Annotated in this window: 8 protein-coding genes and 1 tRNA gene; 6 read left to right on the top strand and 3 right to left on the bottom strand. The window is 59.7% G+C overall.

What is annotated here, in order from left to right; all coding sequences use genetic code 11:
- Positions 1–7: 7 nt before the first annotated feature.
- Together OIL88_01660 and OIL88_01655 are read left to right on the top strand one after the other, a co-directional pair.
- Positions 8–973 (top strand): D-alanine--D-alanine ligase, encoded by a 966-nt coding sequence (locus OIL88_01660; protein ID HJI71084.1) that lies wholly within the window; start codon positions 8–10, stop codon positions 971–973.
- Positions 967–3,861, top strand: coding sequence for an exonuclease domain-containing protein (locus OIL88_01655; GenBank protein HJI71083.1), 2,895 nt, complete (start codon positions 967–969; stop codon positions 3,859–3,861). Before OIL88_01660 ends, OIL88_01655 begins: the two co-directional genes overlap by 7 nt.
- Here the strand turns inward: OIL88_01655 and OIL88_01650 are convergent.
- Entirely contained in the window at positions 3,858–4,775 is a 918-nt protein-coding gene (locus OIL88_01650) for a WYL domain-containing protein (protein ID HJI71082.1), read from the bottom strand. The two genes, OIL88_01655 and OIL88_01650, sit on opposite strands and share 4 nt — an antisense overlap.
- On the bottom strand, positions 4,762–5,784 hold the full coding sequence (locus OIL88_01645) for a WYL domain-containing protein (protein HJI71081.1): 1,023 nt from the start codon (positions 5,782–5,784) through the stop codon (positions 4,762–4,764). The genes OIL88_01650 and OIL88_01645 overlap by 14 nt, the downstream gene beginning before the upstream one ends.
- A 198-nt stretch (positions 5,785–5,982) precedes the next feature.
- On the opposite strand from OIL88_01645, the gene OIL88_01640 reads away from it, so the two are divergent.
- Both OIL88_01640 and OIL88_01635 read left to right on the top strand, forming a co-directional pair.
- Positions 5,983–9,180, top strand: a complete 3,198-nt coding sequence (locus OIL88_01640) for a hypothetical protein (GenBank protein ID HJI71080.1) — start codon at positions 5,983–5,985, stop codon at positions 9,178–9,180.
- 21 nt (positions 9,181–9,201) lie between these two features.
- Positions 9,202–9,420 carry a hypothetical protein gene (locus OIL88_01635; protein HJI71079.1) on the top strand — a complete coding sequence of 73 codons (219 nt, stop codon included), beginning with the start codon at positions 9,202–9,204 and terminating at the stop codon, positions 9,418–9,420.
- A 66-nt stretch (positions 9,421–9,486) separates the two neighbouring features.
- Here OIL88_01635 and OIL88_01630 read toward each other — a convergent pair whose 3' ends face one another.
- Positions 9,487–12,918, bottom strand: a complete 3,432-nt coding sequence (locus OIL88_01630) for a SpaA isopeptide-forming pilin-related protein (GenBank protein ID HJI71078.1) — start codon at positions 12,916–12,918, stop codon at positions 9,487–9,489.
- 297 nt (positions 12,919–13,215) lie between these two features.
- On the opposite strand from OIL88_01630, the gene OIL88_01625 reads away from it, so the two are divergent.
- A tRNA-Gly gene (locus tag OIL88_01625) sits at positions 13,216–13,290 on the top strand.
- A gap of 424 nt (positions 13,291–13,714) precedes the next feature.
- Positions 13,715–15,061, top strand: a complete 1,347-nt coding sequence (purB, locus tag OIL88_01620) for an adenylosuccinate lyase (protein HJI71077.1) — start codon at positions 13,715–13,717, stop codon at positions 15,059–15,061.
- Positions 15,062–15,127: the final 66 nt, after the last annotated feature.

The following is a 15,127-nucleotide window of genomic DNA, read 5'->3' as shown; positions in this document are numbered from 1 at the left end:
TCTGCCCATGCCGGGTAAAAGCCTAGAGAACATGCACGTAGCGGTCTTGGCGGGCGGTCATTCCGCCGAGCGCGAGATCTCGCTCGATTCGGGAAAGAACGTTGTGGTGGCACTGAAGGAAGCCGGCTACACCTCGGTGGAGCTGCTTGACACGGCCGCTGATGACTTTATGGTAACCATGGCGACCGGCGGATTCGATGTGGCATTTATCGCCATGCACGGCGCCGGCGGTGAGGATGGCGCCATGCAGGGTGCCATGGAGACCCTGGGTATCCCCTACACGGCCTCGGGCGTACTTGCCAGCGCCTGCGGTGCCGACAAGGAGGTCTCTAAGCTCCTATACGCCAAGGCGGGCATTCCCATTGCCCCCGGCCTTGCGCTCGAGGTGGGCGATGAAGTCGATATCGATCATATCGTCGAGGTTTGTGGCGAGCGCTGCTTTGTGAAGCCGGCCGTCAACGGTTCCAGCTATGGCATTTCCCTGGTCCATGAGCCCTCCGAGCTGCCCGCGGCAATCGCCAAGGCGTTTGAGTACGGCGACAAAGTGCTGGTCGAGAAGTGCATCGAGGGTACCGAGATCACCGTCGGCGTATACGGCGAAGATGACGTGCGCGCCCTGCCGATTGTCGAGATTCGTAAGCCCGAGGACTGCGAGTTCTACGATCTGGACGTGAAGTATGTCGACCCTACGGATATCCATCGCATTCCGGCGCAGATTTCACCCGAGAATTACGCTCGCGCTCAGGAACTTGCCTGTGCCGCTCACAAGGCCCTCGGTTGCCTAGGTATCTCGCGCAGCGACTTTATTGTGAGCGAGGACGGCCCCGTTATCCTCGAGACCAATACCATTCCCGGCATGACCGATACGTCGCTGTATCCGGATGAGATCCGCCACACCGACGACATGACGTTCCCGCAGGTCTGTGACAGCCTGATCCGTATGGGCCTTCGTCGAGCGGGCATTGCATGCTAATCGAGGACGCGGTTTCGTCAGGAACGCCGCAGTTTGTCATCGACTCCTATGCCACGCTTGCCGACCGCGCCAAAACGCAGTCCTTCGGCCTTATCGAGGAAGATGTGATTATCCTCGATACCGAGACCACGGGTCTTTCGGTGCAGGACAACGAGCTGATCGAGATCTCGGCGGCCCGTCTTTCGGGCCGCGAGGTCATCGACCGCTTCGATACCTTCGTGCATCCCAGGCAGCTGATTCCCGCCGAGATTACCGAGCTCACGAGCATTACAAATGCCGATGTTGCAGATGCCCCGTCGGCGGTTGAGGCCGTCGCCGCTCTCGCCGATTTTGTCGGTGGCTGCCCGGTGATCGCACACAACGCCACGTTCGACCGCTCGTTTATCGAGTCGGTCAAAGGCGGCGTCAACGTGAGCGATATTTGGATCGATTCGCTGGCGCTGTCACGCATCGCGCTTCCGCGCCTGGCCTCGCACAAGCTGTCTTTTATGGCCGATCTGTTTGGCTGCGACTCGGTATCACACCGTGCCAATGCCGACGTCGACGCCCTGTGTGGCGTATGGCGCGTGTTGCTCGTGGCGCTCACCGACTTGCCCCAGGGCCTCATGGCGCGCCTAGCCGACATGCATCCGGACGTGCCTTGGTCCTATCGTCCTATCTTCTCATTCTTGGCAGGGCAGAACCCTGGTTCTATCTTCTCTCTCAGCGCCGCTCGTGCTGACGTTCTCAAGGCCGATCGCGCCGACGATCGGGTGGACGCCGATGAACTGCCGGTTCTCAAGATGCCGAGTCGTGAGGAGATTGAGGCAGACTATGCGCCAGGTGGCCTAGTCAATCGCATGTATCCCACCTACGAGCCGCGTGATGAGCAGATCGCGATGGCGCTCGAGGTCCGCGATGCGCTGGTCACGGGCACTCATCGAGTAATTGAGGCAGGCACAGGCGTCGGCAAATCGATGGCCTATCTGGTGCCTTTTGCCGAGGCAGCACGCCGTAACAACATCACGGTTGGTATTGCGACCAAATCGAACAGTCTTGCCGACCAGCTCATGTACCATGAGCTGCCAAAACTTGCCGAGCAACTGGACGGTGGTCTGTCATTTTGCGCGCTCAAGGGGTATGACCACTATCCGTGCCTGCGCAAGCTTGAGCGCATGAGCCGCGGCCAGGTCGAGATTACCACCAAGCGCGATCCGGCGGACACGCTCACGGCGGTCGCGGTCATTATGGCGTACGTCTGCCAATCAGCCGATGGCGACCTCGACTCGCTCGGCATTCGGTGGCGCAGCGTCAACCGTCCCGACTTTACGACGGCCTCGCGCGAGTGTGCTCGTCGCCTCTGCCCGTTTTTCCCTGATAAATGTTTGGTCCACGGTGCTCGCCGTCGTGCGGCGCATGCCGATGTGGTGGTCACCAACCATTCCCTGCTGTTCCGCAACGTCGCGGCCGAGGGCAGGATTTTGCCTCCGATTCGTCATTGGGTAATCGACGAGGCCCATTCCATCGAGCGCGAGGCGCGCCGTCAGTGGGCGCGCGTGGTGTCGGCGGACGAATCACGCGTCCTGTTCGAGCGCCTGGGTGGCTCGAGCACCGGCGCACTAAGCCAGGTTTCCCGTGATTTGGCAACCTCCGAGGGCTCTACGCTCTATCTGGGCCTTACTGCCAAGGCGACGTCGACGGTTGCCCGCGCGAGCATGGCAATCGCCGACGTGTTCGATGGCGTTCGCGAGCTCGGCCGCCGTGCGCGTGGGGGTTATGACAATGCCAATCTATGGATTGGCCCCGAGCTGCGCGAATCAGACGACTGGCATGATTTCTTACAGTCGGCCTACACTGGCATCGACGCATTGGAACAAGCTGACAAGAGCGTCGACGCGCTGGTGCAAGCCGTCGCCGCCGACAAGCCCGAGGTTGTTGTCGACCTGGGTGATATCTCGCGCCGCCTGCACGAGCTGGCCGAGAACCTCAAACTCATCATTGATGGCACCGATGAGCACTACGTGTATTCGCTGCAGGTCAATCGCAGACTTCGTGCCGGCGGAGAGTCGATGACCGCAGAGCGCATCGACATTGGCGAGGCTTTGGCAACCGAGTGGCTACCCGAGGTTCACACGGCTATCTTTGCCTCGGCGACCATGACGGTGTCCAAAAGCTTTGAGCACTTTAACCATGCGGTCGGCCTTGATCGCATCGGTGCTTCAACGTCGTCATCGCTGCACTTGGATTCGAGCTACGACTTCGATTCGAACATGGCTGTAGTCGTTGCGGGCGATATCCCCGATCCGCGCGATCGTGAGAGCTATCTTACGGCGCTCGAGCGCGTACTGGTCGACGCCCATCTTGCCATGGGCGGATCGGTGCTCACGTTGTTCACCAATCGGCGCGACATGGAGGACCTATACGCCCGCGTTGAGCCCAAGATGGCCCGTGCGGGTCTGGAGCTCAACTGCCAGCAGCGCAACTCATCTCCTCGTCGCCTGCGCGACCGGTTTATCAACGAACCGACCTCGTCGCTTTTTGCGCTCAAGGCCTTCTGGGAGGGGTTTGATGCCAGCGGCGAGACGCTGCGCTGCGTCATCATTCCCAAGTTGCCGTTCTCAAGCCCCACGGACCCGCTCTCGTGCGAGCGCAACCTGCGCGAAGACCGCGCATGGGCGCGCTATTCGCTGCCCGAGGCGGTGCTCGAGGTTAAGCAGGCCGCGGGGCGTTTGATTCGCTCGTCGACCGATAGCGGTGTGCTGATCTTGGCGGATCCTCGCCTGGTGACGAAGGGCTATGGCAAGAAGTTCTTAACGTCGCTGCCCACGAGCTCCTACCAGCGCATCGAATCGGCGCAGATCGGGCACTATCTACAGCTGTGGCGTGCACGCCACGAGCGGCGGCGCTAAAGCGGACAGACGAGGGTTTTTGCCATATCGCACAGACGCTTTGACAGAGCGGGGTCATCCAAGATGCGGATGGCTCCGCCCGCTGCGATTATCTGGCTCAGCAGCCAACGCTCGGAGCCGTAATGTACGGTTGCCGTTGCCATGTCTGTCCCGCTGCGCTCGATGAGGGTGATGCCGGCCCAGTCCAGATGCTCCGCCATATCGAATGGCATCAAGAGCTTTGCGCTACGCTGCGTCCGGGCAAGGGAATCGTGGAGGGATGCAACGTCCGGTACGTGAGGCACGACGGAGTCTTCCGTCAAGGCGAGTCCCTCGATTTTATCCATGCGATAGGTGCGCTGCTCATCGACCGCGATGTCCCAGGCAATCAGGTATGTTTGGTCGCCGTTTGCCGTAATGCGCAAGGGGTCGACCAGACGCTCGCGTGGCCGTGCATCGTCCATCGAGCGATACGAGATACGGCAGCGAACGCCGTCCTGAATGGCGCAGCTCAGCTGCTGCCAGTGCGACCCGTGGCTGACGGTGTCAGAGACGCGCTGGTTATAGCCGAGCTCTTCGGGTAGAAGAGCGTGTCGAATTCGAGCCGCCGCCTGGGGCTCGATCCCCAACGATTCAAGTTCGTGGTTGAGCACAGCGCCCTCGGCGGCACTCAGACGCAGCGGTAGCACACGCCCGGCGTCACCGGTGAGGACCACACGCTCGCCGTGGCATTCGCAGATGATGCGCGCACCCGATTCTCGGTCCGCGAGCGTCGAGACGATCTCGAGAATCTCGTCGAGCGACACTCCCGTGATGTCAAAGCGACTGCAAATCTCGGTTCGTGTCATGCCGCTCTCGCCGGCGGCGTAGAGGGCCTCCATGATGTCGATGGCGCGCGAGAGCCTCTGCTCGCTGGTGAGTTTACGCACGGGCATGCTCGTGCACCGTCCTTTCAATGAGGTGGTTCCACGCCTGCTTGAGCGATTTGGGGGCCATGGGCCTCATGCCGTCCATGGCGTGGGCCATGCAAAATGAGGCGGCGGCTTCAAGATCGCGCACGTCAACGGTCCAAGTCCATCCCGAATCGGTGTGTGCGAGCTCACCTCGCCCGCGCGTGAGGCCGTTGATCATATCGATCTGCGTCTGCGGGGCGAACGAGAACGTAGCCGCAACGGGCGGGCGGTCGGCAAAATCGAATTCAAAGAACAGGTAGTCGCTGAGGTTGAAGTCCGCAGGGATAGCGTAGGCCTTTGAGGGGCGCCAAGCGCGAACGATACGGTCGCAGCGGAATGTCCTGATGTCGTCGGTGGCATTGTCGAGGCCGCAGAAGTACGCAACGCCCTCGCGCTCGAACATGCCGTAGACGCAGACGGTACGCTCTTTCTGCTCACCGCGTCCGTTCTGATATAAAAATCGCAGCGCGCATCGCTCGGCAAAGGCGCTCCATACCGCATCGACGGTGGGAGAGCGGCGGATCGGTGCTTCGTCCGCCGTCGTCCTGCCGGTGAGGTAGGCAATCTTGGAACGAATATCGGCAAGCGGCGCGGCAAAAGTGGATGAGCCGGCCGCTATTGTCTGGTCGATAGCGTTGAGCAGGATATCGGCGTCGTCTGCGGTGATGAGGCCGCCTGCCGCAAACGTGTGCTCGCGGTCGATTGTCCATGAGCTTTCCTCGGTCTCCTGCGCGCCGGCGGGGCGAACCTCCTTGATTAAGATGCCGCGTTCGAGCAGTTTGTCACGATCGCGCCGAAACTTGCGCTTATCCGAGTCGATATTGCCCGAGCCATATCCCAGGTCAGAATCCAAGACGATCTGCTCGGTCGTCAGCGGTTCGGGGGAGCTGTTGAGCACAAAGAAAAGATTGAGGATGCGCTGAGCCGTTTTATCGAAACTGGGCTCCGAATTCCCCTTTTTTATTGTCGCGGTCGCGTCGCTTGCCGTCATAGAGTCCTCGCATGAGAAGGTGGTTTGCTGCCATGATTTTAGTCCGATATGGAGATTAGGCTATATCCTTGTCCGCTCGGGGCGTTAAGATGGCCCGAATTCGGTCGTTTGCGCTCGCTCGGGGTATACTTTCGACTATATACGGTTCTAATGTGCATGCATTGGGCCTATTTGTCGGATTATGGATGTGGAGCGCACATGGCGAACACCCAGAACTATATTAACCACCTGCTGCAGAACACCGGCATCACGCCGGCATGCAGCGAAGAAGAGCGCTTGGCTGCCGAGGATATCGCTCAGATCTTCCGCAACCACGGCTTTGATCCCGAGGTTCAGGAGTTCAATGCCCCGGCGCCCAGCAGGTTGGCATTTGCCGTTACCGGTATTCTTGCGTTTGCCGGCGCCCTGCTGATGGGCATCGGTGGCGGCATCGGCTTGGTCGGCACCTTGCTGGCCATTGCCGGCGCCGTTCTTTACGTGCTCGAACGCACGGGCCACCCCGTGGTTTCGCGCCTGGGTAAGACGGGCGTGAGCCAAAATGTCATCGCCTACCACAAGGCCTCGGGCCCGCTCGCGTCTCCGCGCAACCGCCCGGTGGTCGTTGTCGCACACTACGACTCTCCCCGTGCTGAGCTGCTCGCCCGCGAGCCCTATGCTTCTTATCGTGCGCTCATCGCCAAGCTGTTGCCCGTTGCCACGGTTGCCCCTGCTGCCGTTGCCATCTTGCGTATCCTGCCGCTCCCCGGCGCGCTCAAGGTTCTGCTGTGGATTGTCGCGATCCTCGCTTCCCTCGTTGCGCTCGCCAACGCGGCAAACATCATCTCTAACCGCTACATTCTTCCCTATACGTCCGGCGCGGTGTGCAACAAGTCTTCTGTCGCCGCTATGCTCGGCGTTATGGACAACGTTGCTCCCTTCCAGGGCGAAAACGAGTTTCCCGACGATGTTCCGTTCGATACCTATTTTGGGGAGCAGAAGCGTCGTGCCGAGGAAATGGCGCGCGCAGCGGCGGAGTATGCCGCGGCCCAACAGCAAAACGACTACGGCAACACCATCGAGTATGAAGAGCCTACCTACGCCGAGGACGAGTTCGGCCAGCCGATTGCTCCCGACGCTCAGACCGAGCCCGAACAGGGCGAGGCTTTCGACGAGCAGATCGAGGGCTTTGAGGGTGCGTCTGCCGACGAGACGCTGATTGGCGCCATCGTGCCCGAGGATCAGAATCAGGCTGTCCAGGCCGAAGAGTTCAATGACGAGGTTCCCGCTGCCGAGCCGGCGGAGGAGCCTGTCGCGGCCGAGCCCGAGCCCAAGCTCTATCGCAACGCCGCCGGCAACATCCGCTTTGGTTCGGATGCCATCCGTGCGCTCGGAATGCTTCCCGAGTCCTGCACGCTCGATTACGAGGAAGGCGAGGAGCCGACGTTTGAGCCCGAGCCTGCCCCCGTCGTGACTGCACCTGCGCTCGTTGTCGCCGTGGATGATGAGTCTGCCGCGGTTACCGCTGCCGTTGCCGAGCCCGAGGCGGTGTCCGCGATCGATTCCGCGGCAGGACTGGACATTTTGGCTCCCGCCGCGCCGGCGCAAGACGTTACGGACGAGTCTGACGACGATTACGTTGAACAGCCGAGGCGCGTGTCTTACGAGAGCGATACTGATTTCTCGGCCGAGATTCCCGCGGCAACGCCCCATGCCGATATTGCATCCGCGTTCTCTTCGATTGGCGCCAGCGCTTCCAACTTCTTTAAGGGTGCGCTTGCAAAGGGCAAGAAATTTGTCGACGATTTCGAGGAGAAGCGCGCTGCCGCACGCGAGGCTGCCGAGCAGGAGGCTATCGCTCAGCAGCAGGCAGCCGAGGCGGCACGCGAGCTCGCGGCGCAGGAGTTCGAGCAGAACGAGGCTATGCAGTCCGTGCCCGTCGACGCTGCCGAAGCTACAACGTCCTTTGAGTCCCAGCAACCGGCGTCCACGGATGTTGTTGAGGCGACGACGTCTTTCGAGGCTCAGCAGCACGTCGATAGCACCATGTCGTTTGATGCCGCGCAGTTCGATTCCACGATAACGTTTGAAAAGCAAGGCACCGCGATTGCCGAGCCCCTTCCTGTTTCCGATGAGCAGGGCGACGCGGTGGACGATGACGAGCCTATTGATGCTGCCGAAATCCAAGATGCCGCCGAGGACGAGGCCGTCGAGGCCAACCCTGACGAAGAGCAATACGCGGCAGCCGAGCAAGATGATTCGACCGAGGTCGAGCAGGAGGAAGTGCCTGCGGTTTCCGAGGCTCCCGAGACAGATGAGTCGAGGCCTTACTCCACGCAGATTTTCACCATGCCGACCCCGAGTGGTTCCGGTGCCACGGTTGCCGATGTTGCTCCCACCCAGGACGAAACGGTCGATTCCCTTATGGCCCAGATTTCCTCCCAGGCATCACCGCGTCCGCAGATGAATGTTCCCGATCCGGCGTCGGCACCGTCGCCTGCACCCTCCTTGTCTCCGCTGGCTTCGGTCCCCGATCCGTCGCTGCCGTCGATGAAGCAGGCAAACGTTGCGTCTCGCACGTCGCTGTTCGACCTTCCCGATCCCTCCGCACAGGTCAACGACCCCTTTGCTACCGCTCAGGGTCCCGAACCCACATCGGCACCCGTTGCGCCTCCTATGCCCGTTGCGTCGGGCGCACAGCCGATCGAGACCATTTCGGCTCCCGCCCCTGCGGCACCTAAGTCTCGCAAGCGCGGCCTGGGCGGCCTGTTCGGTCGTAAAAAGAAAAACGAACAGGACAGCATGAGTGACTGGCTGGGCGTCGAAGACGATTACGATGCCAAGAAGTCCGGTCGCGGCATCGGTTCGTGGGATAATTTCGAGGACGATAACGATGGCTGGAAGGGCGGCGCTACGTCTTCCGACGGCGCTTCTTCCGAAGATATGCTCTCGGCTGTCGCCTCTATGGGCGACGATGAGCTGCTCGGTCACGATATCTGGTTTGTGGCAACGGGCGCCTCGGATTGTGATGGCGCCGGTATGAAGGCCTTCTTGGCTTCGCATCGCGATAAGCTCCGCGGCGTCTTCTTCATCAATCTTGAATCCGTCGGCGCCGGTAGGCTTTCGGTGGTGACGGTTGAGGGCGAACAGCAGCTGCTCAAGGGCGATCGCCGCATCATGAACCTGGTCAGCAAGGTGTGCAAGTCGTTCCATGTCGATTGTGGCGCGCTCGAGATGCCCTATGCCAAGACCGATGCCTACGCCGCCCTCGAGGCGAGCCGCCGAGCCCTCACCATCGCCGGCGTGGACGGCACGCGTCTGGCTTGCGCTCGTACCGAGGACGACCTGCCCCACAATGTCAACCCGACGAACATTGCCACGGTATCCGAGGTCGTGACCGAGGTTATCCGCCGTTCGTAGACGGAGCTCTAAGGAGTCAACGTGTTTTCGTATATTAAGCGCCATTGGCCTGTCTACGTGATTTTGACCTTGATTGCCATTGCGTTAGGGTTTGGAGCTGCCTACATCGTGGGCGCGAAGGGCTCGACCCCCGCCTCCGCAATCAGCGAAGAGGTGGAGCAAGAACAGAGCACGGGTGCCGATGGGATTCCTGAGTCCGAGCAAGCAATCGTTGATGGTGGATCTTCGTCTGCAGAGTAGATGCGGCGATTTAAATGATTGAAAGCGGGCGAGCCGGGGGACTGGCTCGCCCGCTTTTTCATCGCTCTAGCGCTTCTTTGGGATTGACCTAAGGCGAGCGAACCATAGGGCTGCGGCACCCGAGGTCAGGAGCGCGGTGATGCAAGCGGCGATGGGAGCTGATCCTGTTGCCGGTAGGTCCTGCGGTAGGGTACAGCGTTGAATGACACTGTCCTCGTCATGTGACTCAAGTTTATCGCCGCCGCCGTTGCGGCAAAGATCGACGCGTGCGCTGTTGGTGAGTGCAGTTTGGGGTGTGTAAGCCGACGTTGCCTGCATGTGCACGACTGCGCCCCGAGCATCTGTGCCAAGGATTGCTTTGGCATCGTCAAGGTCGTCGTGCTCATCTTTGAGATCATCACGGGTCCAAGAATCCGTATCGCTTCGAGTCGTAAAGTCGGCGGCTAACGCACCGTATTCAATGCGAATGCCCGTCACGACGGTATTGGATGCAAGGTCGAGTTCTTTCGCCTCGAGTGTGGCGGATTCCGTGGTCGAGACATCCGCCTTCCAGAGGTGCCAGCCGTCGTAATCGACGAGGCGGCAATCTTCACCCAGACTCTCTTTTACTTCGTCGGACTCAAGCCAAGGATTTTCGTGCCCATCGCCAAGAGTCGCGTTTGCCGGCTCATCGACGTCTGTCGAGTCCAACGGCGTCGTGCGATACCACACGTTGCACAGACCGTTGAGGTCGCCGATGGCGACGGGGGTTTCGATTGAGACGAATCTCGCCGTGCCGTCTTTGGCGCACTCAAGATCATCGGTAATCGTAAACTCATCAACCCAAGTAGCGGAATCGTTTCGAGCATCGATGGTATAGGAGAAAAGCCCATCCGTATTGGTTTGCATCGCGGCGCGGTTTTTTCCATCGCCGTTAGCCAACAGACCCTTCCCGATAGGTTGGACAAGTTCCTGACGCTTGTCGACCTGTCCTTTGATCTCGATGGGCGCATCCTTCATCGCGACGGATTGGACTTCTCCCGTATCCTTTATTTCAAACGTTATCTCCTCGGCAAGGTCATAGGTACGCGGAGACATCGTTTCGCGCAACGAGTAGGTGCCGGGTGCAAGATGTTCGATGCGGTGCGGCTTGTCGGATGAGGTCCAGGAGTCTATTTCGGTTTTATCGGGACCATATAAGGTGAGCTGTGCGCCTTTCACTTCCTGCTCTCCGCTTGCATCGACCTTGGAGATATCAACCTTGGTGTAATCGTCGGATACGTTAAGCCGTGCTTCCACAACGGGTGTTTTCTGGTCGGCATAGGTAAGGTCGACGATATGATGCGTCCGGTCGAGCAAGAAGCCGGTCGGCGCTTGAGTCTCGACAACCTCGTAGCGTGCGGTGCCAGATCCCAGCGGGAGGTCGTCCGCGCGTGCTTCTCCAGTTTCATCCGTCGTGACGGTAGCGACAGCCTCGCCGTCGAGCGCGGCAATGCTACCGTCGGGGCGCACGATATCACCTGAGGCACGGATCTCAAAGACGGCGCCCGCGAGGCTGCTGCCGTCTACGGCATCGGTTTTAACGATCCTGATGTTTCCGATCGCGGCGTGGTCATAATACGAGGCGATTGCAACGGGCGTTAGGTTCATGTCGGCGGGTATGTTTACCTCGATCTCTTCGCCGACAAGATAGGGCTCTTTGGCCGAGGTTTCGCGTACATAATAGGTGCCCGGCACGAGCGATTCGGGCAGTGTGACGGTCCCGGTCGCGTCAGTCGTAAAGGTGTCCATTACGTTATGTGCTGGATACCAGCAAGTTTGTGAGACAGGTTTGTGATTGCTGTCGAGTAGTTGGAAGGTGAATCCGGCTAGGGGAACAGAAGCGCCTGTTTGGGCATCGCGTTTTACAATCTGGAGATGCGTCGACAGAGCGTGGTTGTCCACGATATATTGAAGCTCGGCGCCGTCGGAAATCTGATTGGCCTCGACGGTCCATTCCCCCGCACGTTTAAAACCCTCGGGGACGGTTTCCGGAACCTCACGAACCGTGTAGCCGGCGCGGTCGTATGGGACGGCTCCGTGGACACCGACTGGTCGCTTGCCTGTGCCGAACCATGCTTCGGGCTGGTCTTTGGTGGAGGCAAAGCCATAGATGTTTGTAGTCAGTGTGCCAACAACCTGCTGAGAGCTGTTACTGACAACCTCAAAGACAACATCTCCTGCCGGCTGCTCCAGGCCGGATTGATCGCTATTGCCGTAGTCCTTGAATTTGGAAATCTCAAGGTCAAACGCAATGGGGATATTGGAAACGCGAGATTCGATCTCGACCACGCCTGAATCGCCGAGTTGGTCGGCTCCAACGGTGTAAGACCAACTGTCACCGGAGGGCAAATAGCCCTCGGGCGCCTTCGATTCATAGATGGTAAAGGTTCCCAGGGGGACATCGGTGAGGGTAGCTCGACCGCTTTCATCGGTCCTGAGAGTTTGTGTCCATCCAGGGGTTGATTGCGATACGCACACGAATTCTGCTCCTGCGAGCGAAGCTCCAACTTGGGGGCCTGCATTCGTTGCGGCGTCGAGCTTTACAATGCGCAAGGTAATGGTGCCGGGTTGTTCATCAATGGTGACGTATCCGCCGTTATTCGTCGTGGTAAAGGCAATGCGATCGTGCAGGGGGATATAACCAGCTGGCGCTGTTGTCTCAACTAGGTAGTATGCCGTGTTGGGTAGGAGTGTTGCCTGCGCTCGACCGTTGCTGTCCATCTGGACGGTGCCGACACGCGCGCCGCTGGCGCTCTCAAAAACATCGAATGTTGCCCCGTCAAACTGATAAGTATTGTTTCCGCTGGTAATGGCAGCGTTTGCAGACTGCTTTTGGAAGGAAACAGAGACCGCCGGCAGTACATAGAGCATGTCTTGACGTTTGCTGCCGCCCGATACGGTTCCTATATAGCGCCGCGCACGGTGCGGAGCGGCTTTGATGCTTCCTGATTTTGCGCTGTCGTGGAGCCACCGCGCAGCCGCCACGACTTCATTGTCGGCGGTAAAGTGCCCGCTCTTGGTTTTGCCCTGAGCGGTCGTGTAGGAGTAGGTGCCGTCGACATGGGTAGTGCCGTTGAGCATCCATACGGCAAGCTGGGTGGCGGCGCGGGCGCGATCGGGTGAAAGATGGTAACCGCCAAACGACGTGGCGGTAGGATATCCGTGACAAACGATTGCCGCGAACTCGTCGTCGAGCCACACCCAGCCTTGATCAAAGTTGAGCCATGGACCGCCCGGCTTGGTGGGCCCGGGGCGTTCCTGGTTCATGCAGTAGGCGATCGAGGCGTCTTGAGCTTCATACTTGCCGATGAAGAAGGGCCCACAATCATCGCTAATAGTGCGGAAGCCGAGCTGGTCGTAGCCATCGACGGCAAATGCGGCTCCCGGTGCCAGACAGCCGAAAAGCAGGAAGAGGAGCAGGAGCAGCGGACCTGTTGCGATTGCGCTGTGGACAGAGTGCGTGGGTGCGTTGGACATGGCTGCTCCTTATCCCTCGTGCGCCGCATGGGGAGGTTGCGACGCGTAGGATGAGGCTACCCCCGAGGTTCATGCGGGTAAGTACCGGAGCCTGACCAAAAGCTTGCCCAATTCCTGACAAATTGAGCTCAAATACAACAATCAGGCAAAAGCGCAGGTAGAAGATAAGGAGAACAGGAGGCCAAAGGTCCTCGTCTCCACAATTGACGCGATTTTCAAACGAATCTCCACAGCTAAAACAAGCATCGCCACCCTTGTATCGAACAAGACAACCGCGTTATACTATCCCCCACATATGCGGGCATCGCCAAGTGGTAAGGCATCAGCTTCCCAAGCTGACACTCGCGGGTTCGAGTCCCGTTGCCCGCTCCAGAAAAAGTAAAAGCACGACACCGTTCCGGTGCCGTGCTTTTTTCAATAAAGCGCCGGGACTCGAACCCGCCAGGGTGCGAGCGTAAAACAAACGCGAAGCGTTTGTAGCGAGCAGGCGAAGGCGCCGGCAGGCGCCTGAAGCCGGTACGGATTTGCGAAGCAAATACGCGGACGTCCCGTTGCCCGCTCCATCGAGCGCGGGAGACTTTGGGGCGGCCAATTCAACAAAGTCTTCCCCATCGTCTCCGTGAATCCGAGGAGATCGACCGCAGCCGGTGCGGATTTGCGAAGCAAATGCGCAGACGTCCTCATGCCCACTCCAATTCCAAAATGTTAGGTTAATGCCTGCTGCCCATACTTGCACCTGCGCACGGTACAATGGTTGGGTTACGACCAACGTGCCAATAACCAAAAAGGAGCCGCTATGATCGATCGCTATACCCGCCCGGAGATGGGACACATCTTCTCCCTCGAGAACAAGTACGCCATTTGGCAGGAGATCGAGGTCCTGGCCTGCGAGGCCCAGGCGGAGCTCGGCAAGATCGGCATTTCTAAAGACGAAGCCCAGTGGATCCGCGACCATGCCAACTTTGAGAAGGCAAAGGTCGACGAGATCGAGGAGGTCACGCGCCACGACGTCATCGCCTTCCTGACCAACATGAAGGAGTACATCGACGCCGATGTTCCCGAGGGCGACCCCAAGCCCAGCCGCTGGGTTCACTATGGCATGACCAGCTCCGATCTGGGCGACACGGCTCTGTGCTACCAGCTCACCCAGGCCTGCGACCTGATCATCGAGGACGTCAAGAAGCTCGGCGAGATTTGCAAGCGTCGCGCCTTTGAGGAGCGCAACACGCTCTGTGCCGGCCGCACTCATGGCATCCACGCCGAGCCGATGACCTTCGGCATGAAGTTTGGCTCTTGGGCCTGGGAGCTCAAGCGCGATCTGGATCGTCTTGAGGACGCCCGCAAGAATGTTGCCTTCGGTGCCATCTCGGGCGCTGTTGGCACGTACAGCTCCATCGAGCCGTTTGTCGAGGAGTATGTCTGCGAGCACCTGGGTCTGGTTCACGACCCGCTGTCCACGCAGGTTATCAGCCGCGACCATCACGCCTATCTCGCCGGCGTTCTCGCCACCACCGCGGCCACCTGCGAGCGCATCGCTACCGAGGTTCGCAATCTGCAGAAGACTGATACGCTCGAGGCCGAGGAGCCGTTCCGTAAGGGCCAAAAGGGCAGCTCCGCCATGCCGCACAAGCGCAACCCCATCACCATGGAGAAGGTCTGCGGTCTGTCGCGCGTCGTGAAGTCCAACGCCCAGGTTGCCTTCGATAACGTCGCCCTGTGGCACGAGCGTGACATTTCGCACTCCTCTGCCGAGCGTGTCGCCCAGGCCGACAGCTTCATCGCCCTCGACCACATGTTCCAGTGCCTCATCCGCGTTATCGACGGCCTGCAGCTGTACCCTGCCCGCATGATGGCCAACCTCAATAAGACCCGCGGCCTCATCTTCTCCTCCAAGGTGCTGCTGGCCCTCGTCGACACGGGCATCACCCGCGAGGACGCGTACGCCATTGTGCAGGAGAACGCCATGGCAACCTGGCATGAGGTACAGGATTGTGTCTCCGGCCCCACCTTTAAGGAGCGTCTCGAGGCCGACCCGCGCTGCACCGTCAGTCAGGAGAAGCTCGACGAGATCTTTGATCCGTGGGACTTCCTCACCCGTATCGACACGGTCTTTGATCGTCTGGAGCAGCTGAGCTTCGAGTAGGTTCGGGCATAACGTTAGCTTTTTAGGGCGCTTTGCTGGTAATGTGTGTTGCCGGCAAAGCGCCTC

Source organism: Coriobacteriaceae bacterium (assembly GCA_025992855.1).
In the GTDB taxonomy this organism is placed as follows: Bacteria; Actinomycetota; Coriobacteriia; order Coriobacteriales; family Coriobacteriaceae; genus Collinsella.
The sequence above is the reverse complement of the archived record's forward strand: the minus strand, read 5'-3'. Positions and strand labels throughout refer to the sequence as shown.